Origin of the sequence: Stenotrophomonas sp. TWI819, from assembly GCF_039673075.1 — a bacterium.
Taxonomy (GTDB): domain Bacteria; phylum Pseudomonadota; class Gammaproteobacteria; order Xanthomonadales; family Xanthomonadaceae; genus Stenotrophomonas; species Stenotrophomonas rhizophila_B.
In genome coordinates this window covers 38,596-58,434 of the sequence record NZ_JBDJKY010000004.1, presented here as the reverse complement: position 1 = coordinate 58,434, position 19,839 = coordinate 38,596, and the positions used below count along the sequence as shown (strand labels likewise).

The window sequence follows — 19,839 nt, the reverse complement described above, 5'->3', positions numbered from 1 at the left end:
CTGATGACCATGGCCCGTCCTGACCTGCACGACCGCATCCAGGCCCAGCGCAAGCTCCGCGACGCGCAGGGGCGCCTTCGCGTGCGCCGCATGGTGAACCGGCGCGATGGCGTGCAGCTGGAAGTGGACGGCCAATGGTTGACCAACTTCTGCAGCAATGACTATCTGGGTCTGTCGCAGCAGTTCGGGGTAGTCAGCGCACTGCAGGATGCCGCTGCACGCGAAGGTGCCGGCGCGACCGCCTCGCATCTGATCTGCGGCCACCACGCGCTGCACGAAGCGCTTGAGCAGGAAATGGCCGACTGGCTCGGCTATCCGCGGGCGCTGCTGTTCGGCAGTGGCTTCGCCGCCAACCTTGCCGTGCAGCAGGCGCTGCTCAGCGAAGAAGACGATGTCTGCGTGCAGGATCGGCTCAACCACGCCAGCCTGCTCGATGCCACGCGCCTGGCCGGTTGCCGCCTGCGTCGTTATCCGCACCTGGATACCGAAGGCGCGCTGCGCCAGCTCAAGCACGCGCCCAACGGCGCGGCGATGCTGGCCACCGACGGCGTCTTCAGCATGGACGGCGACATCGCCCCGCTGCGGTCGTTGTCGCTGGTGGCGCGCATGCAGGAAGCGCTGCTGTACGTCGATGACGCGCACGGTATCGGCGTGGTCGGTGAACACGGCCGCGGCTGCGTGGCCGATGCAGGCCTGGGCGTCAATGATGTGCCGCTGCAGCTGGCCACGCTCGGCAAGGCGCTCGGCGGCAGCGGTGCGGTGGTGCTCGGTGACGAGGCGATGATCCAGCACCTGGCCGAGACCGCGCGCCCCTACATCTACACCACCGCCGTGCCGCCGGCGCAGGCGGCCGCCGCCCTGGCCGCGGTGAAGCTGGCCCGCCGCGACGACTGGCGCCGCGAAAAGCTCACCGAACTGATCGGCATCTTCCGTACCGGTGCGCGCCAGCACGGCCTGGAATTGATGCCGTCCGATACCCCGATCCAGCCGCTGCTGTGCGGCGCCGAATCGACGGTGATGGGCATGTCGGCCGCGCTGGAAGCCGCCGGTTTCCTGGTCAGCGCGATCCGGCCGCCGACCGTCCCCGAGGGCAAGGCACGCCTGCGGGTGACCCTGTCCGCCCTGCATGCACCCGCACAGGTCCGCGCCTTGGTCGATGCGATCGCGCATGCCCGCGATACCGTGGTGCAGCAGCAGGCACTGAGCGCGCTGACCGCGTGACACCGCAGCGTTGAGCATGCATATCGAGGTCATCGGCCAGGGCCCGGCGCTGGTTCTCATCCACGGCTGGGCCCTGCACGGCGGCGCGTTCGCACCGTTGGTGGACCGCCTGTCGGCGCACTTGCAGCTGCACCTGGTGGACCTGCCCGGCCACGGCGCCAGCCGCGATGACACCACGCCGCTGCGCCTGCCGCATGTGGTCAACGCCATTGCCGCGGCCACGCCGCCGGCGGTCTGGTGCGGCTGGTCGCTCGGGGGTCTGTTCGCGCTGCATGCTGCCGCAACCCTGCCCCAGGTGCGTGCGCTGGCGATGATCGCTGCCACGCCGCGTTTCGTGCGCGGCGAGGACTGGCCGCATGCGGTGGAACCGGCCGTGTTCGAACAGTTCGGTCAGGACCTCGCGCAGGACTATCGCGGCACGCTGGAGCGCTTCCTCGCGCTGGATGCGATGGGCTCCGAACACGCCCGCCAGGAACTGCGCACGCTGCGCGAGATGCTGGTCGCGCGCGGCGAGCCCGCCCCTCGTGCGTTGCAGGAAGGCCTGCGCCTGCTGGAGAACACCGATCTGCGCGGCGCCCTGGCCCAGCTGGGCAAGCCCAGCCTGTGGCTGGCCGGCCAGCGCGACCGGCTGGTCTCGGCGCGGGCCATGCAGGCTGCCGCCGCGCTGGCGCCGGGCGCGCAGGCGCATGTGATCGCCCAGGGCGGGCATGCCCCCTTCCTCGGCCATACCACCGAGGTGGCCGCGCAGCTGCAACACTTTGTTGCCGCGCTGCCTTGACCTGTTCCGGCCGCGCATCGCCGATCATGTACGCCTGCCTTTCCCCACAGGACTGACCCCATGGATCTTGGAATCGCCGGCCGCTGGGCCCTGGTCTGCGCCGCCAGCAAAGGCCTCGGGCTGGGCTGTGCACGCGCACTCGCCCGCGAGGGCGTCAACGTGGTGATCGCCGCGCGCGGTCAAGCGGCCCTGGAACGCGCCGTGCTCGAACTGCAGGGCCTGCCGGGCGCACGCCGGGTGATCGGCGTGGTCGCCGACATCACCACGCCGGAAGGCCGTACCGCCGCGCTGGCTGCCTGCCCGCAGGTCGACATCCTGGTCAACAACGCGGGCGGCCCGCCGGCGGGCGATTTCCGCCAGTTCACCCGCGAGGACTGGATCGCCGCGCTGGACGCCAACATGCTGGCCCCGATCGAGCTGATCCGCACCACGGTGGATGGCATGATCGAGCGTGGCTTCGGCCGCGTGGTCAACATCACCTCCTCCTCGGTGAAGGCCCCCATCGACATCCTCGGGCTGTCCAACGGCGCACGCTCCGGGCTGACCGGGTTCGTGGCCGGGCTGGCACGCAAGACCGTCGCCCACAATGTCACCCTCAACAATCTGCTGCCGGGCCAGTTCGATACCGATCGCCTGCGCGGCAACTTCGCGTATCTGGCGCAGCAGCAGGGCATCGATGCCGGCCAGCTCGCCGAGCGCAAACGCACGCATATTCCCGCCGGCCGCTTTGGCACCGCCGATGAGTTCGGTGCCGCCTGCGCCTTCCTGTGCAGCGCACAGGCCGGCTACATCACCGGGCAGAACCTGCTGATCGATGGCGGCGCCTACCCGGGCACCTTCTGAGTCCACCCGCACCACCGTTTTGAGGCGTGAGTACCCCATGACGTCCAGTTTCGATCCCCATCACGTCCGCCGCGCCTTCTCGCGTGCCGCCAGCAGTTACGACGCCGCCGCCGCGCTGCAGCGCGAGGTGGAAAAGCGCCTGCTCGAATCGCTGGACTACCTGGAAAACCGCCAGCCGCAGGTGGTGCTCGATGTCGGCAGCGGCACCGGCCACGCCAGCGCGCTCATGAAGAAGCGCTGGCCGAAGGCACAGGTGATCGCGCTGGATCTGGCCCAGCCGATGCTGCGTGAGGCGAAGAAGCAGGCCGGCTGGTGGAAGCCGTTCTCGCGCGTGTGCGGCGATGCGCAGGCGTTGCCGGTGCTGGACCAGAGCGTGGATGTGATCTTCAGCAACCTGTGCCTGCAGTGGGTGGAGGATCTGCCGGCGGTGTTCGCCGGGTTCCGCCGCGCGCTCAAGCCCGGCGGCCTGCTGCTGGTCTCCACGTTCGGGCCGGAGACGCTGATCGAACTGCGCGATGCATTCGCCGCGGCCGACGACGTGCCGCATGTGAGCCGCTTCGCCCCGATTGCACAGTTCGGCGATGCGCTGATGATGTCCGGCTTCCGCGATCCGGTCCTGGACCGCGACCTGTTCACCCTGACCTACGACGACCTGACCGCACTGATGCGCGAGCTGCAGGCGATCGGCGCCACCAACGCGCGTCAGGACCGCCGCCACACGCTGACCGGGCGCGGGCGCTTCGATGCCGCGCGTGCGGCCTACGAGCCGCTGCGGCGCGAAGACGGCAAGCTGCCCAGCAGCTGGGAAGTGATCTACGCACACGCGTGGGCGCCGGAAGGTGGCGCGCCGATCCGCGAGCGCGGGCACGATGTCGCCACGGTGCTGGTCTCGGCGATTCCGATCCGCCGCAAAACGACGTAATACCGCGCGCTACCTGACCGCCGACGCGTCAGCTCGACGACGGGAACAGATCGCGGTGGAAGAAATAGATTTCCTGCGCCAGGAACCGCCAGCTGGTGTGGAAGCTGCGGAAGCGCGTGCTCGGCGTGGACGAGGCCAGCGCATCGATGCCCAGCTCGCGGCACAGCCGCAGCGCGCGCGCCATGTGCAGCGGATCGCTGACGATGATCACGCGGTGCAGCTTGCGCTGCTCCATCAAGCGCCGCGCCTCGATCAGGTTCTGCCGGGTGGTGCGTGAGGCCGTCTCGATCAGGATCGCGTCATCGGGCACGCCCTGCTTGAGCGCGTAGCGTCGTGCCACCTGCGATTCGGAGAAGCGCGCGCCGGTACCGCCGTAACCACCGGTGAAGATCAGCAGCGGCGCATAGCCGTGCTGGTACAGATCCAGCCCGTGCCGGATGCGCTCTTCGAACACCGGTGACGGCTTGGCGTCATACGCCGCCGCGCCGAGCACGATGATCGCGTCGGCCTTCTGCGCCTGGTCGCGCTCGCCGATCCAGACGATCCACGCGGTGACCCCGAGCAGCCAGACCGCAAGCAGAACGCACAACCGCCACAGCCAGCCGAACAACCCCACCCCTGTGCGTCGGCTCATGCCACCCCCCACGGCAGGGCATCCAGATCGACGTTGCCACCGGACAGCACCACGCCCACTCGTTTGCCGGCAAAGCGTTCCGGTTCGGCGAAGATCGCCGCCAGCGCGATCGCCGACGAGGGTTCGACCACCTGCTTGAGCACCTGCCAGATCACCCGCATCGCCGCGACGGTGTCGGCATCGGCCACGGTGATCACCTGCGATGCACCGTGCAATAGCGCGAAGTTGGGCACGCCCAGCGTTCCGCGCAGACCGTCGCAGAGGGTGTCGGGGGTGAAATCGATGCGCCGCTCGCCCGCGGCCAGCGAGCGCGCGGTATCGGCGGCACCGAGCGGCTCGGCCAGGATCAGGTCCACGCCGGGGGTCGCAGTCTGCAGCGCCAGCCGCGTGCCGGCGGCCAGGCCACCACCGCCGACCGGTACCACCATCACGTCCAGCGCGTCGGCGGCGTGCAGCAGTTCCAGCGCAGCCGTGCCTTGGCCGGCAATGACCCGGGGGTCGGTATAGGGGTGCACCAGGGTGGCCCCGGTTTCGGCCTGGACCTGGGCGCACATGGCTTCACGCGCGGCGATCGAGGCATCGCAGCGCCACAGCGTGGCCCCATGCCGCCCGATGTTCGCCAACTTGGCGGCCACGGCTCCCTCGGGCACCACCACATGGCAGGCAATGCCGCGGGTACGCGCGGCCAGCGCCAACGCGGCGCCATGGTTGCCCGACGAGTGGGTGACCACCCCGCGCCGGGCCTGTTCCTCGTCCAGTGCCCAGACCGCATTGCAGGCGCCGCGGAACTTGAAGGCCCCGCTGCGCTGCAGGTGTTCGGCTTTGAAGAGGACGGTCGCGCCGGTCATGGCATCGATCGTGCGCGAGCGCAGGACCGGGGTCACGCAGGCGTGCGCGGCAATGCGTGCCGCCGCCGCCAGCACGTCGTCAACACAGGGCAAGGGTGAATCGCTCATGACGCAAGATTAACGTATGCCCCGCATCCACACCCGCCTTGCTGAACATGTCAGCATGGCAACCATTCATTCGGACCGGGCCAAGTTAAGGGCCGATTCAATGCCATGGGCCGAAGCTGGCCCTACAGCCCTTTGGGGGGACCCCATCATGAAAATGCGCCTTGTTCTTGCCGGTGGCCTGTTGTTGGCCCTGTCCGGCTGCGCGACGTACGACTATGTCGGCGGTGGCGGCGGTGGCAACGGCTACTACCACGGCGCACCCTCGGTCGAGTACCGCTACCCGGCCGGGTATCCCTATGGTTACGGCAGCGGCTATTACGGCGGCGGTGGCTATTACGGCTACGGCGGGTATGGCGGTGGCTACGGCTACCCGGTCTACCGTCCGTACCCGAACTATCGCCCGCCGCACAATCACCGCCCGCCGCCGCGCCCCGGCAACGGCCATGGCGGTCAGCCGACCCGTCCGCCGGATCGTCCGCGCCCCAACAACGGCGGCTCGCCGTGGCGGAACATGGATTCGGTGAGTGGTCCGCGCCGGCCTCAGCCGCAGCAACAGCAGCGCCCGTCGCCGCGGCCCCAGGCCCGGCCGGCCGAGGCACCGCGCCCGGCGTCCCCGAGGATGAACGGTTCCCCGTGGCGGAATCTCAACAATGCGAACCAACGCACAGTTGAGCCCTGATATGGCTTGATTTTCACGCGCCCGGCGGTTCAATCTAGCCGGGCGGTGACGACCACGGTCACAAAGTGCCAAAAGCGACAAGTGGCGTCACATTCGGTTCTATGTCGATATCCGCCAGGAACATCTGGATCCCCCCTGTTCCGGCCCTGTCGGATGTCGGCACCTACAACGCAGAAGGCCCCGCCAATGGCGGGGCCTTTTGTATCTGACGCCCATGAAATCAGCGCGGGACGGCAAAAAAAGAGGGCCGGCAGTCCCCCGACTACCGGCCCTTCTGCTTCCCCACGATGCGCTTGGACCAGCCCCTGTTCCAATTCCGGTCCGTTACGCACAAGGCGCATGCCATCCTGGGTGCTATTGGGTTATCTGCAGAAAACGTGCCAACTTGAGGGTGGATGATCATGCCCCCCGACGAATGGCGCTAAAATCGCCACCCGCGCCCTGCCTCCAGGGCTGATCCGGGCCGTCCGGCCCCGTCCCGAGCTCCTCCGCCATGACTGACACCTTCTACCGCTACGACGTCATCGTCATCGGCGGCGGCCACGCCGGCACCGAGGCCGCGCTGGCGGCCGCGCGCAGCGGTGCGCGCACCCTGCTGCTGACCCACAACGTGGAAACGATCGGCGCGATGAGCTGCAACCCGGCCATCGGCGGGATCGGCAAGGGGCATCTGGTCAAGGAGATCGACGCCCTGGGCGGCGCGATGGCGCACGCCGCCGACCGCGCCGGCATCCAGTGGCGCACGCTCAATGCCTCAAAGGGCCCGGCCGTGCGCGCCACCCGCTGCCAGGCCGACCGCAATCTCTATCGCATGGCGATCCGCCAGATCGTCGAAGCCCAGCCCAACCTCACCGTGTTCCAGGCGGCGGTCGATGACCTGGTCATCGAAGGCGATGCCGTGCGCGGTGCGATCACCCAGACCGGCCTGCGCTTCAGCGCGGCCGCCGTGGTGCTGACCGCCGGCACCTTCCTGGCCGGCAAGATCCACGTGGGTGAGACCCAGTACGCCGCCGGCCGCATGGGCGACCCGCCGGCGACCACGCTGGCCGCGCGCCTGCGCGAGCGTCCGTTCGTGATCGACCGCCTCAAGACCGGCACCCCGCCGCGTATCGATGGCCGCTCGCTGGATTACACCGTGATGGAAGAACAGCCCGGCGACGATCCGCGCCCGGTGATGTCCTTCCTCGGCAGCGTGGCCGAGCACCCGGCGCAGGTCAGCTGCTGGATCACCCACACCAGCGAGCGCACCCACGAGATCATCCGCAATGCGCTGCACCGCTCGCCGCTGTACAGCGGCCAGATCGAAGGCATCGGCCCGCGGTACTGCCCCTCCATCGAGGACAAGGTGGTGCGCTTCGCCGAAAAGGCCAGCCACCAGATCTTCGTCGAGCCTGAAGGGCTGGACGTGGTCGAGATCTATCCCAACGGCATCTCCACTTCGCTGCCCTTCGATGTGCAGCTGGAGCTGGTGCGCAGCATGCGCGGCTTCGAGAACGCGCACATCACCCGCCCCGGCTACGCGATCGAATACGACTTCTTCGATCCGCGCGGGCTGAAGAACACGCTGGAGACCAAGACCGTCAGCGGCCTGTTCTTTGCGGGCCAGATCAACGGCACCACCGGCTATGAAGAAGCCGCCGCGCAGGGCCTGCTGGCCGGGCTCAATGCCGCGCGCTACACCCGCGACGATGCCGGCTGGTGCCCGCGCCGCGACGAGGCGTACCTGGGCGTGCTGGTCGACGATCTGATCACCCACGGCACCAACGAGCCGTATCGCATGTTCACCAGCCGCGCCGAATACCGGCTGCAGCTGCGCGAGGACAACGCCGATGTGCGCCTGACCGGCCTGGGCCGCGAGCTGGGCCTGGTCGACGACCGCCGCTGGGCGGCCTTCCAGACCAAGCAGGACGCCGTGACGCAGGAAACCGCACGGCTGCGTGCACTGTGGGCCACGCCGGGCAATGCGCTGGGCCGCGAGGTGGAAGCTGCGCTGGGGGTGGCGGTCAGCCGCGAAACCAACGTGCTGGATCTGATCAAGCGCCCGGAACTGGACTACGCCACGCTCATGCAGGTGCCGTCGCTCGGCCCGGCCGTGGCCGATGCGAAGGTCGCCGAGCAGGTTGAAATCGGGGTGAAGTACGCCGGCTACCTGGACCGCCAGCGCGACGAGATCGAGCGCCAGCAGCGTCACGAGCACACCGCCATCGCCGCCGATTTCGATTATGCCGGCGTGCGCGGTCTCTCGGCGGAAGTGCAGCAGAAGCTCGAGCGCGTGCGGCCGCAGACCCTCGGCCAGGCCCAGCGCATCCCCGGCATGACCCCGGCGGCGATCTCGCTGCTGCTGGTGCATCTGGAACGCGCGCGCCGCAGTCGCGTCGCGTAACGGAAAGAAGAAACGGCGCCCGGTATCATGACCACGCGCCCAGCAGGGCGCGTCATTGCCTGGAGTCCGCATGTCCCCGATCCGCCCCTTCCTCGACACGCTGCCGGTGCTCGGCGAACGCGTCTACATCGATCCGGCCTGCACGATCATCGGTGACGTGGTGCTGGGCGATGACGTCTCGGTGTGGCCGGGCACGGTGATCCGCGGCGATGTGAACCACGTGCGGATCGGCGCGCGCAGCAACATCCAGGACGGCACCATCATCCACGTCAGCCACCACAGCCCGTTCAACAAGGGCGGCTACCCGACGATCATCGGTGAGGGCGTCACGGTCGGCCACGGCACCATCATCCATGCCTGCACGATCGGCGATTACTGCCTGATCGGCATGGGCGCGTGCATCCTGGATGGCGCGACGGTGAGCACGCACGGCTTCCTCGGCGCCGGCGCGGTGCTCGGCCCGGGCAAGGTGGTCGGCGAAGGCGAACTGTGGCTGGGCAACCCGGCACGGCTGGCACGCACGCTCAGCGACAAGGAGATCGAGTCGCTGCACTACTCGGCCGATCACTATGTGCGCCTGAAGGATCAGTACCGGGGTTGATTGCGGTAAAGTCCTCAGCCGACCAGGAAGCAGTCGAGAACCGCATGCCCCCGCTGGCAGACCGGAGAGGACTCCGGCCCCCCTCGTGCCCGCCCGCAGGATCCCGCGCGATGCGCTGCCGATGAGCGCGCCCATGCTGGATACCTACCGGGAGGTCATCACCCCCGAAGGCGTGCCTCTGCACCTGCCCGTGGCCGGGCCGTTGCCGCGTGCGCTGGCGTGGGCGATCGACTTCGTGATCCGGGTCGGCTCGCTGATGATGCTGAGCATTCCACTGGCCTTCCTCGGTGGATTCGGCCAAGGCCTGTACCTGGGCCTGATGTTCCTGTTGATGTGGGCTTACACCATCGTCCAGGAAGCGTGCTGGGGCCGCACCCTGGGCAAGCGCGCGATGGGCCTGCGCGTGGTGGCGAGCGATGGTGGGCCGATCGGCTGGATGAGCGCGATCACCCGCAACCTGCTGCGCACCGTGGACATGCTGCCGTTCGGCTATGCGCTGGGACTGCTGTCGAGCCTGTTCGATACCCATGGCCGCCGCCTCGGTGACCTGGTCGCGGGAACCGTGGTGATCCACCAGAGCGCGCCGCCAGTGGGCGGCACGGTGCCGGTCGGCAGCGTACTGGCCCCGCCGCAGCCGCTGCAGCCGGCCGAGCAGGCCGCCGTGGTCGATTTCGCCGAGCGTGCGCCGCGGCTGTCGGTGCCGCGCCAGCAGGAACTGGCCGACATCGCCTCGCCGCTGACCGGGAGTCACGGCCAGGTCGGCGTGCTGCGCCTGTATGCGATGGCCAACTGGCTGCTGGGACGGCGATGAGACAGGAACAGTTCGTCGCCCGCTACCAGGCCGAGTGGCAGGCACTGGAACACTGGCTGGCCCAGCGCGGTGAGCGTCCGCGCCAGGCGCGCCGGCAAGCCGCCCCTGACGGCGTGGACGATGCCGACTTCCCGCAGCGCTACCGCCGGCTGTGCCAGCAGCTCGCGCTGGCGCGCCGGCGCGGCTACAGCCCGCAGCTGGTCGCACGCCTGCAGCAGCTGATGCAGCAGGGCCACACCCTGCTCTACCGCACGCCGCGCCCGCAGTGGCGGCGTGCGCTCGCCTTCCTGTTCGCCGATTTCCCGCAGCTGGTGCGCAGCCAGGCGCGCAGCATGTGGGTCGCTGCGGCGTTGTTCGTGGTGCCGCTGGTGGGCAGTTTCGCGCTGATCCTGTGGCGCCCCGAGCTGATCCATCTGCTGATGGACAACGCGCGCATCGCCGAATTCGAACGCATGTACGATCCGGCATCGCCCAACCTGGGCCGCGACAGCGGCACCAACTGGACGATGTTCGGCTACTACATCATGAACAACATCAGCATCGGCCTGCGCACGTTCGCCTTCGGCTTGATCGCCGGCGTCGGCACGGTGCTGGTGATGCTGTTCAACGGCGTCGGCATCGGATCGGTCGCCGGCCATCTGCAGCACATCGGGCATGGCGATCCGTTCTGGCGCTTCGTGGCCGGCCACGGCGCGTTCGAGCTGACCGCGATCGTGATCGCCGGCGGGGCGGGTCTGCAGCTGGGCATGAAACTGCTCGCGCCCGGTCGCCAGCGGCGCATCGATGCGCTGGTCGAGGGTGGTTTGATCGGCGCCAAGCTGTGCGTGGGCGTTGCGGCGATGCTGCTGATCGCCGCCTTCATCGAAGCGTTCTGGTCCTCGATCGCGGCAATTCCGGCATGGGGCAAGTACAGCGCTGCCGCTGTGCTGTGGACCATCGTGTTCGTGTGGTTGTGGCGTGGCGGACGTGGGGCGGCCGATGCAGATTGATCGGCTCAACGTCGTGCTGCGCGCGCGCTCGGGCTGGGAAGCCATGGAGCTGGGCATGGCCCTGGTGCGCCGGCATGCCGCGGCGATCTGGGCGCCGTGGATCATCGTGTCGCTGCCGGTATTCGTGCTGCTCAACGCGCTGGCCTGGTGGACCGACAGCTTCGGCTGGGCCTGGCTGGCGATGTGGTGGCTCAAGCCATTGTTCGAGCGCATCGCGCTGTACGTGATCTCACGCGGCGTGTTCGGCGATGCCTCCACGACCCTGCCGACATTGCGCGCGCAGCGCACATGGGGCTGGCAGGGCTTCTGGAGCTATCTCGGCTGGCGACGCCTGAGCCCACTGCGTTCGGTGCTGCTGCCGGTCAATCTGCTGGAAGGCGCTGATCCGGCACATCGTCGCCAACGTCGTCGCGCCATCGCCGGGGGCGCGACGGGCTATGCCGTCCTGCTGACGATGGTGTGCATGGTCTTCGAGATCGTGCTGGTGGTCGGCGGCATCGCGGCGGTGTTCCTGTTCATTCCGGTGGACCTGTTGTCCGAGTCCTGGCGCGCCGCGTGGGAGCTGGCCAAGCAGGACATGCCCGCCTGGATGCAGCTGGGTGTGAACCTGCTGTTCTGGGCGGCCGCCACGCTGCTCGGGCCGTTCTATGTCGGTGCCGGCTTCGGGCTGTATCTGGACCGGCGTACCCAGATGGAAGCGTGGGATCTGGAGATCGCCTTCCGGCGCCTGCATGCACGGTTGCAGCGTGCTGCGCCGCTGTTGGTCCTGGCCCTCGTGCTGGTCTGGCCGGGCGCGGCACTGCACGCCCAACAGGCGCCGGCGCAGTCCAATACCAAGGGTGCGTTGCCGGCGCCGGCCGATGACGCTGCGTCGCCTGCGCAAGACGCCGATGCGGCTCCGGACGCGGCCGCCGACGCTGACGGCGGCGAAGACGATGATGCCGATGACCCGCCGCGGACGTACGACAACGATCCGGACAACACGCCCCCGGTCATCTTTGGCGATGACGCGGTGGATACGGCGGGCTTCCGCCAGGCCGTGCAGCGCGCGTATGAAGACCCGCTGCAGAGCCCGACCCGTGAGGTCACCGAGTGGACGCGCATCGAAAGCGATGCAACCGAAGCGGAGAAGGCAAAACGTGAGGCCGCGGCCAAGGCCGCTGGCAAACGCGGCAGCAAGGGACCGCTGTTGCCGGCCCGGATCGCCGAATGGACGCTGTGGGCGGTGGTCGGGGTCCTGGTGTTGCTGCTGCTGGCCACCGCACCGCGCTGGCTGCCGTGGCTGCGCGGCTCCGGCCAGCGCCGTCGTGCGAAGGCCACGGTGGTCGTCGAAGAAGCGATCCGGATACCGGACGTGGTGCCGCCCGATCCCGCGTCGCGTGCGCGTGCCCTGTGGCAGGAAGGGCGCCCCCGCCAGGCGCTGGCACTGCTGTACCGCGCCAGTGTGGAATCGATGAGCGAGCGCGCCGGGATCAGCCTGCCCCCCGGTGCCACCGAAGCGCAGTGCCTGCGTGCTTCGCGTCGGATGCCGGTCGAGGCCGACCGCAGCCTGTTCGCGCGCATCGTGCGGGTCTGGCAGTACGCGGCCTATGCCGGCCGACTGCCCAGCGATGATGACTTCGATGCGCTGGCGACGACTCTGCAGGCCCAGTTCGGGTGGCGCGCGTGAGCGTCCGTCTGCGCTGGCTGGTGATCGTCCTGGGTCTGCTGGTGATCTGCGTGCCGCTGGCGATCCTGTTTCTGCGCACGCACGAGCGGGTGACGCACACAGAGCACCTGCCGCCCCAGGGCGAAGCCAGTTACAACGCGCTGTACGTGCTCGGCCAGGCGCTGCGTGCGGATGGGATCACGGTGCAGTCGCGCCCACGTCTGGACCTGACCCGGATGCCGCTGGAGCCGGGCGATACCGTGGTGCTGTTGCAGGACAGTGGAGAGGTCCCGGCGCCGGCCGTGACCGAGCTGATGGCATGGGTGGCCAAGGGTGGGCATCTGATCGTGCGCACCCCACCGATCGGAAAGGACAGCGCCGGTAATGGCCCGCTGCTGGACGCGCTTGGCGTGGACAGCGACGGCTACGAAAGCTACTGCCAGCGCTTCCACGTACGCGACGATCCGCAGCATGTCGAGTTCTGCAATGGTCGCCGCTTCTCGGCCGAGCCGCCTGCCGGCATCACCCTCGAGCGTGGGTGGGGTGACGACTATGACCTGGTCTTCGCCCGCCTTCGCCACGGCCAGGGCCGCATCGATGTGCTGGCCGACATGGCCTTCATGCAGGGCAAGGGCCGGCCCAACCCGACCGTTCCACCGAACGCTGCCAACGCCCTCGTTGATGGTCTGCACGACAAAGCCCACCGCGATCTCACCCGCTACGTGCTGGCGCCCAACTATGGCAAGGGCACGATGTGGCTGGTCTACGCCTCGCGCCCGCCGTCGTTGTGGAACCGCGTGTTCTACCTCGGCTGGCCGGTGTGGGCGCCGTTGCTGCTGGCCCTGCTCGGCTGGCTGTGGCAGCGTGCGCAGCGCCTGGGCAGTGAACTGCCTTCGCCCGCCGCGGAACGCCGCTCGCTGCTGGAACACATCCGCGCCAGTGGCGAACACCTGCTGCGCTTTGGCAAGGCACCGCTGCTTCATGACGCAGCGCGCCGCGCCTTCCTGGCCCGCCTGCGGCGGCGCTCGCCGACGGCAGCCGCCCTCACCGGCGAGGCCCAGGTGCAGGCCATCGCCGCGGTACTGCAGTGGTCGCACGAGCGCGTGCGGACCGCCTTGACCCCACCCGCTTCCCACGACGTCGCCGGCCTGCGCGACCGCATCCGCCTGCTGATCCAGATGAGAAACCTGCTATGACCGAGCCGACGCTTCCGCCGCCGTTGTCCCCGCCTGCCGTGACGCCATCCCCGTCGCCGTCACCGCTGTCCGAGCGTGTCGATGCCGTCCGCGAGGCCGTGGGCCGCGCCTTCATCGGCCAGCCCGAGGTCCTCGACCAGATCCTGATCGCGCTGCTGGCCGGCGGCCACGTGCTGATTGAAGGCGTGCCCGGGCTGGGCAAGACCCTGCTGGTGCGCGCGCTCGCCCAGGCGCTGGAGCTGGATTACGGCCGCGTGCAGTTCACCCCGGACCTGATGCCCAGCGATGTCAGCGGCCATGCGGTGTATGACCCGAAGACGGAGAGCTTCAAGATCCGACGCGGCCCGGTGTTCACCAACCTGCTGCTCGCCGATGAAATCAACCGCGCCCCGGCCAAGACCCAGTCGGCCCTGCTGGAAGTGATGCAGGAAGGCCAGGTCACCATCGAAGGCAAGGCGTTCGCGCTGACCCCGCCGTTCCTGACCCTGGCCACGCAGAACCCGGTCGAGCAGGAAGGCACCTACCCGCTGCCCGAAGCGCAGCTGGACCGTTTCCTGCTGAAGGTGCTGATCGACTACCCGACGCTGGACGACGAGAAGCGCATGGTCGATGCGATCACCACCGGCCGCAGCGCCGCCGATTTCGATCTGTCGCAGGTGCCACGCGTGCTGAATGCGGCCGAGGTCGTCGCGTTGCAGCAGGCCACCGCGGCGATCACGGTCGACCCGGAAGTGATCGACTACGCGGTGCGGATCGTCGCCGCCACGCGGCAATGGCCGGGCATCGCGCTGGGTGCCGGCCCGCGCGGCAGCATCGCGCTGGTGCGTGCGGCGCGTGCGCAGGCGGTGCTGTCCGGTCGTGATTTCGTCACCCCCGATGACGTGCGCGACATCGCCAGGCCGGCGCTGCGCCATCGCATTGCGCTCGCGCCGGAACTGCAGATCGAAGGACAGAGCGCCGACGACGCGCTGACCGCGCTGCTGGCCAAGGTGGACGCACCGCGCAAATGAGTGGGCGCGTCCTCCATCGCGAGCGACCGGCATGAGGCCGGGCGCACTGCTGCTGGCATTGCTGGCCGGCTGGGGCCTGCTCGGCGTGCCGGTGGTGATCGGCGCATGGCCGCACGCGGTCTGGTGGGCGATCGGTGGTGGCGTGGCGCTGATCGCGCTGGTGGACCTGCTGCGCCTGCGTCGCCAACCCTCGCCGAGTGTGCACCGCGAGCTGCCGGAGTCGCTGGCACTGAATGTCGAACGTGAGGCGACGCTGCGGCTGGAATCGAGCCGCCACCAGCGCGTGGAGGTATTCGATCTGGTGCCCGGTGGCTGGAGCCTGCAGGGCCTGCCGCGGTCACTGGTGCTCAAGCCGATGGTCACCAGCAGCGTTGCGTACCGACTGACCCCGACCGCGCGTGGCCGTTTCGTCTTCGAGGGCGTGCACCTGCGCATGCACAGCGCGTGGCGGCTGTGGCATCAACGGCGCCAGCTGCCGCCGGCGCTGGCGGTGCGCGTGTACCCGAACTTCGCCCCGCTGACGCGCTTCGCCTTGTTCAGTGCCGAACAAGCCTCGCGCCTGGTTGGCGCGCACCTCAAGCGCCGCCGCGGCGAAGGCACGGATTTCCATCAGATGCGCGAGTACCGCGTCGGCGACAGCCTGCGCCAGGTCGACTGGAAGGCGACCGCCCGCGCGCGCAAGCTGATCTCCCGCGAATACCAGGACGAGAAAAACCAGCAGCTGGTGCTGATGATCGACACCGGCCGGCGCATGATGGCCAGCGAAGGCGGGCTGTCGCACTTCGATCATGTGCTCAATGCGGCGCTGGTGGTGTCCTACCTCGCGCTGCGCCAAGGCGACGGCGTGGGCCTGTTCGCGGCCGGGGGCGACAGCCGCTGGGTCGCGCCGAAACGCGGCATGGGCACCATCGATACCCTGCTGCGCGCCAGCTACGATCTGCAGGCGCAACCGGTCGCCACCGATTACCTCGCCGCAGCCACCGAGCTTTCACTGCGTCAGCGCCGTCGCTCGCTGGTGATGCTGGTCACCAACGTGCGCGATGAGGACATTGAAGATCTGCTCGCCGCGGTGCGCCTGCTGCAGCGTCAGCATCTGGTCTGCGTGGCCAGCCTGCGCGAGCGCGCGCTGGACGATGCGCTGGCCCAGCCGGTGGAGACCCTGCAGGACGCCACCCAGGCCGGTGCGATCGCGCGTTACCTGCAGCAGCGCAGCGACGCACATGACGCGCTGCGCAGCCACCGGGTGATGGTGCTGGATGTCACCGCCGAAGCGCTGCCCGGCGCATTGGTGGAGCGCTACCTGGCGGTCAAGCGGGATGGGTTGCTGTAACGCTCAGAGATAGATGCGCGTCGGCGCTTCGTCGATGATCGCGTGCGGTACGAAGCGGGCGCTGTCGCGGGTGATCCGGCTGTTGTCCTCACGGATGCCCATGCCACAGGCCTGATCACCCACCACCCAGCTGCCGATCAGCGGATAACCGCCATCGAACGCGGTGAGCGGATGCGCGGCCTGGCGGATCGCCGGGCCGGTGTACGGGCCTTCGCTTTCCTGCCAGCTGCCATCGGCCAGGTGCATGGCCACATTGGCGCCCTCGCGTGAGAACAACGGCTTGCGCACCCAGCCGCGCGGCAGCTCGCTGCCATCGTCGAACTCGGCAGCGAGCAGGTTCGGGTGGCCACGGTGACGCTGCCACAGCAGCGGCAGCACGCCCTTGTTGCTGAGGATCGCCTTCCACGCCGGTTCCAGCAGCTGCACGCCCGAGGCAGGCAGCGCCTGGCCGAACGACTCGGTCATCAGGTCTTCCAGCGGGTACAGCTTGAACAGGCTGCCGATCACGGTGTCGTCGAGCGCGGTGAAGCGCCCGTCCTCGGACAGGCCGATATCCTCGATCGCGATCGCGTCGCCGCGCAGGCCGGCCTGGGCCGCACAGTCGCGCAGGTAGGCGACCGTGCCCTGGTCTTCTTCCGACGCACCGACCGCGCTGAAATACAGCGGCGGCGGCAACTGGGCGGCCAGCTCACCGAAGCGTTCGACCAGCGCCTCATGGATCGCGTTGAACTGATCGGCATGCGGTGGCAGCCGGTTCTGGTTGCGCTGGTCTTCCAGCCACTGCCACTGGAAGAACGACGCTTCGAACAGCGAGGTGGGCGTGTCGTAATTCAGCTCGTACAGCTTGGCCGGGCCGCTGCCGTCGTAGGCGAAATCCAGCCGCCCATACAGGTGCGGCTCGCGGCGGCGCCAGCTGTCAGCGATCCAGTCGCGGAACAGCGGCGGGATCGCCAGCTGGTCCATCAACTGCTGGCTGCCCACCACCTCGTCCACCAGGTCCATCGCCATCGCATGCAGCTCGGCACTGGGGTCTTCGATGTCCTGTTCGATCTGGCGCAGGGTGAAGGCGTAGTACGCGGTTTCATCCCAGTACGGCAGGCCATCGATGGTGTGGAAACGGAAACCCGACTCTTCGGCCCGAGCGCGCCATTGGCTGCGCTCGGCGATACGCACGCGCTGCATCGATCAGCCGCCGACGCTGCTGCGGTTGCTGCTGGTGTTGCCGAAGCCACCGCGGCTGGCGGTGACCGCCCGGTTCGGGGTGGCGTTGACCGGCGCCAGGCCGGCCTTGCCAGCGCCGATGCCGCTGGCGGTGTTCATGCCGCCGGTCGACGGACCGGGGCGTGCCCAGCCCTTGGCCTTGTCCTGATAGGCCGGGCTCGCCGCCGGCTGCTGGGCCAGGCCCGCGCCGCCACGGTTGCTGAGCATCTGCGACATGAAGAAGCCCATCATCATCGGGCCGATGAACGAATGGCCGGTGGAGGTCTTCTGTTCCACGCACTGCTCGGCGTTGTATTCGGCCTCGCAGGCTTCACGCGTGGCGTACTTGGGGGCGGCATCGGCCGACTGCTTCTGCGCTTCGGCGAAGGCGGTGCGGCAGCTGGACGGATCGCCGGTGGCTTCGGTACAGGCCTGCACCGAGGTGTAGAGCCCTTCCTGCACCTGCACGGCCTCGTTCTTCTGGCAGGCGGTGAACAGCAGCGGCGCAGCGCTCATCAGCAGCAGCGCAGTGGTCCTGGAACGTTTCATGGCGTCATGCCCCCTAGTACGGTTATCTCGCCAATCATGCCTGATCGGGACGAACAACCAAAACCGGCAAAGTCCAAAACATGAACAGCGTTTCAGCATTCGCTCTGGGCGGGGCCGCGGCAGTGGCGAAGGTGGTTGCAAACGCAACCGGAATTTTTCGGCAGAATCGAGGTGAAACGCGCCCCCACGGCCCGCCAGATCCTGCCAGCCACCATGCCTGAATACCGCTCCCGCACCTCCACCGCCGGCCGCAACATGGCCGGCGCCCGCGCCCTGTGGCGCGCCACCGGCATGACCGATGGCGACTTCCACAAGCCGATCATCGCCGTCGCCAACTCGTTCACCCAGTTCGTGCCCGGCCACGTGCACCTCAAGGACCTGGGCCAGCTCGTGGCGCGCGAGATCGAGCAGGTCGGCGGCGTGGCCAAGGAGTTCAATACGATCGCGGTGGATGACGGCATCGCCATGGGCCACGATGGCATGCTGTATTCGCTGCCCAGCCGCGAGATCATCGCCGACTCGGTGGAGTACATGGTCAACGCGCATTGCGCCGATGCGCTGGTGTGCATCTCCAACTGCGACAAGATCACCCCCGGCATGCTGATGGCCGCGCTGCGCCTGAACATTCCGGTGGTGTTCGTCTCCGGTGGCCCGATGGAAGCGGGCAAGACGCGCCTGTCCGAGCACAAGCTGGACCTGGTCGATGCGATGGTGATCGCCGCCGATGAAAGCGCCAGCGATGAGAAGGTCGCCGAGTACGAGCGCAGCGCCTGCCCCACCTGCGGGTCGTGTTCGGGCATGTTCACCGCCAACTCGATGAACTGCCTGACTGAAGCGCTGGGCCTGTCGCTGCCCGGCAATGGGTCGACACTGGCCACGCATGCCGACCGCGAGCAGCTGTTCCGCCGTGCCGGGCGACTGATCGTGGAGCTGTGCCACCGCTGGTACGGCGGCGAAGAGGTGGGTGCATTGCCACGCGGCATCGCCACCCGCGAAGCGTTCGAGAACGCGATGACGCTGGACATCGCCATGGGCGGTTCCACCAACACCATCCTGCACCTGCTGGCCGCGGCGCAGGAAGCGGAGGTGGACTTCGATCTGCATGCCATCGACGAACTCTCACGCCGTGTGCCGCAGCTGTGCAAGGTCGCCCCGAACACGCCGAAGTACCACATGGAGGACGTGCATCGCGCTGGCGGTGTGTTCGGCATCCTCGGCGAACTCGCGCGCGGTGGCCTGCTGCATACCCACGTGCCGACCGTGCACAGCCGCACCCTGGCCGAGGCGATCGCGCGCTGGGATGTCGCGGTGAGCACCGATGAAAAGGTCCACGATTTCTTCCGCGCAGGGCCCGCCGGCATCCCCACCCAGGTCGCTTTCAGCCAGGCCACGCGCTGGCCGACGCTGGATGTGGACCGTGCCGAGGGCTGTATCCGCGCCGTCGCGCACGCCTATTCGGCCGAAGGCGGGCTGGCGGTGCTGCGTGGCAATCTCGCCGTCGATGGCTGCGTGGTGAAGACCGCTGGCGTGGACGAATCCATCCACGTGTTCGAAGGCAACGCGCGCGTGTTCGAAAGCCAGGACGCCGCCGTGCAGGGCATCCTCGCCGATGAAGTAGTGGCCGGCGATGTGGTGGTGATCCGCTACGAAGGCCCGCGCGGTGGCCCGGGCATGCAGGAGATGCTGTACCCGACCAGTTATCTGAAATCCAAGGGGCTGGGCAAGCACTGCGCCCTGCTCACCGACGGCCGTTTCTCCGGCGGCACCTCGGGCCTGTCGATCGGGCATGCCTCGCCGGAAGCGGCGGCGGGCGGCACCATCGGCCTGGTGCGCGACGGCGACCGGATCCGCATCGACATTCCCGCACGGCGCATCGATGTGCTGCTCGATGACGCCACGCTGGCCGCACGCCGCGCCGAACAGGACGCGCTCGGCTGGAAGCCGCGCGAGGTGCGCCCACGCAAGGTCACCGGTGCGCTGAAAGCGTATGCGTTGCTGGCCACCAGTGCTGACAAGGGCGCGGTGCGCGACCTGGCCAAGCTGGAGGACTGAGGCGCGCCGCGCGGGCGGATCGGCTACGCTGCGGCGC

18 protein-coding genes are annotated in these 19,839 nt (G+C 68.6%); 14 read left to right on the top strand and 4 right to left on the bottom strand.

Annotated features, from left to right (window positions below):
- Positions 1-9 precede the first annotated feature (9 nt).
- From bioF to bioC, 4 genes are read left to right on the top strand one after another with little or no spacing between them, the layout of a single operon-like run.
- On the top strand, positions 10-1,221 hold the full coding sequence (gene bioF / locus ABE463_RS06880) for an 8-amino-7-oxononanoate synthase (RefSeq protein WP_259262077.1): 1,212 nt from the start codon (positions 10-12) through the stop codon (positions 1,219-1,221).
- A 16-nt stretch (positions 1,222-1,237) separates the two neighbouring features.
- Complete coding sequence (gene bioH, locus ABE463_RS06875; RefSeq protein ID WP_346467642.1) at positions 1,238-1,999, top strand: pimeloyl-ACP methyl ester esterase BioH; 762 nt, start codon at positions 1,238-1,240, stop codon at positions 1,997-1,999.
- Between the two features lie 60 nt (positions 2,000-2,059).
- Positions 2,060-2,842: an SDR family oxidoreductase gene (locus ABE463_RS06870; RefSeq protein WP_346467641.1), complete on the top strand. Its 783-nt coding sequence runs from the start codon at positions 2,060-2,062 to the stop codon at positions 2,840-2,842.
- Positions 2,843-2,879: 37 nt separating this feature from the next.
- On the top strand, positions 2,880-3,764 hold the full coding sequence (bioC, locus tag ABE463_RS06865) for a malonyl-ACP O-methyltransferase BioC (RefSeq protein WP_346467640.1): 885 nt from the start codon (positions 2,880-2,882) through the stop codon (positions 3,762-3,764).
- A 28-nt stretch (positions 3,765-3,792) separates the two neighbouring features.
- Here bioC and ABE463_RS06860 read toward each other — a convergent pair whose 3' ends face one another.
- Both ABE463_RS06860 and ABE463_RS06855 read right to left on the bottom strand, forming a co-directional pair.
- The gene (locus ABE463_RS06860) at positions 3,793-4,410 is read right to left on the bottom strand and encodes a YdcF family protein (protein ID WP_346467639.1); all 618 of its coding nucleotides are present in this window, start codon (positions 4,408-4,410) and stop codon (positions 3,793-3,795) included.
- Positions 4,395-5,354 (bottom strand): pyridoxal-phosphate dependent enzyme, encoded by a 960-nt coding sequence (locus ABE463_RS06855; RefSeq protein WP_346467638.1) that lies wholly within the window; start codon positions 5,352-5,354, stop codon positions 4,395-4,397. Before ABE463_RS06855 ends, ABE463_RS06860 begins: the two co-directional genes overlap by 16 nt.
- Before the next feature lie 148 nt (positions 5,355-5,502).
- Between ABE463_RS06855 and ABE463_RS06850 the strand changes: the two genes are divergently transcribed.
- From ABE463_RS06850 to ABE463_RS06810, 9 genes are all read left to right on the top strand, one after another.
- Complete coding sequence (locus tag ABE463_RS06850) at positions 5,503-6,033, top strand: hypothetical protein (protein WP_346467637.1); 531 nt, start codon at positions 5,503-5,505, stop codon at positions 6,031-6,033.
- Positions 6,034-6,526: 493 nt separating this feature from the next.
- Entirely contained in the window at positions 6,527-8,416 is a 1,890-nt protein-coding gene (gene mnmG, locus ABE463_RS06845) for a tRNA uridine-5-carboxymethylaminomethyl(34) synthesis enzyme MnmG (protein WP_346467636.1), read from the top strand.
- A gap of 70 nt (positions 8,417-8,486) precedes the next feature.
- Positions 8,487-9,017 (top strand): gamma carbonic anhydrase family protein, encoded by a 531-nt coding sequence (locus ABE463_RS06840; RefSeq protein ID WP_259262021.1) that lies wholly within the window; start codon positions 8,487-8,489, stop codon positions 9,015-9,017.
- Between the two features lie 121 nt (positions 9,018-9,138).
- Positions 9,139-9,828: an RDD family protein gene (locus ABE463_RS06835; RefSeq protein WP_346467805.1), complete on the top strand. Its 690-nt coding sequence runs from the start codon at positions 9,139-9,141 to the stop codon at positions 9,826-9,828.
- Positions 9,825-10,817 (top strand): stage II sporulation protein M, encoded by a 993-nt coding sequence (locus ABE463_RS06830; RefSeq protein WP_346467635.1) that lies wholly within the window; start codon positions 9,825-9,827, stop codon positions 10,815-10,817. Before ABE463_RS06835 ends, ABE463_RS06830 begins: the two co-directional genes overlap by 4 nt.
- Positions 10,807-12,486 (top strand): DUF4129 domain-containing protein, encoded by a 1,680-nt coding sequence (locus tag ABE463_RS06825; RefSeq protein WP_346467634.1) that lies wholly within the window; start codon positions 10,807-10,809, stop codon positions 12,484-12,486. The genes ABE463_RS06830 and ABE463_RS06825 overlap by 11 nt, the downstream gene beginning before the upstream one ends.
- Entirely contained in the window at positions 12,483-13,661 is a 1,179-nt protein-coding gene (locus ABE463_RS06820; RefSeq protein ID WP_346467633.1) for a DUF4350 domain-containing protein, read from the top strand. Before ABE463_RS06825 ends, ABE463_RS06820 begins: the two co-directional genes overlap by 4 nt.
- Positions 13,658-14,671 carry a MoxR family ATPase gene (locus tag ABE463_RS06815; RefSeq protein ID WP_121040770.1) on the top strand — a complete coding sequence of 338 codons (1,014 nt, stop codon included), beginning with the start codon at positions 13,658-13,660 and terminating at the stop codon, positions 14,669-14,671. The genes ABE463_RS06820 and ABE463_RS06815 overlap by 4 nt, the downstream gene beginning before the upstream one ends.
- Positions 14,672-14,702: 31 nt before the next feature.
- Positions 14,703-16,001, top strand: a complete 1,299-nt coding sequence (locus tag ABE463_RS06810; RefSeq protein ID WP_346467632.1) for a DUF58 domain-containing protein — start codon at positions 14,703-14,705, stop codon at positions 15,999-16,001.
- 3 nt (positions 16,002-16,004) lie between these two features.
- Here the strand turns inward: ABE463_RS06810 and ABE463_RS06805 are convergent, their stop codons facing one another.
- Together ABE463_RS06805 and ABE463_RS06800 are read right to left on the bottom strand one after the other, a co-directional pair.
- Complete coding sequence (locus ABE463_RS06805; protein WP_346467631.1) at positions 16,005-17,183, bottom strand: glutathionylspermidine synthase family protein; 1,179 nt, start codon at positions 17,181-17,183, stop codon at positions 16,005-16,007.
- A 3-nt stretch (positions 17,184-17,186) separates the two neighbouring features.
- On the bottom strand, positions 17,187-17,750 hold the full coding sequence (locus ABE463_RS06800; RefSeq protein ID WP_259262015.1) for a DUF1190 domain-containing protein: 564 nt from the start codon (positions 17,748-17,750) through the stop codon (positions 17,187-17,189).
- Positions 17,751-17,963: 213 nt separating this feature from the next.
- Here ABE463_RS06800 and ilvD point away from each other — a divergent pair, with 213 nt between their 5' ends.
- Positions 17,964-19,802: a dihydroxy-acid dehydratase gene (ilvD, locus tag ABE463_RS06795; protein ID WP_346467804.1), complete on the top strand. Its 1,839-nt coding sequence runs from the start codon at positions 17,964-17,966 to the stop codon at positions 19,800-19,802.
- The last annotated feature ends 37 nt before the right edge of the window (positions 19,803-19,839 follow it).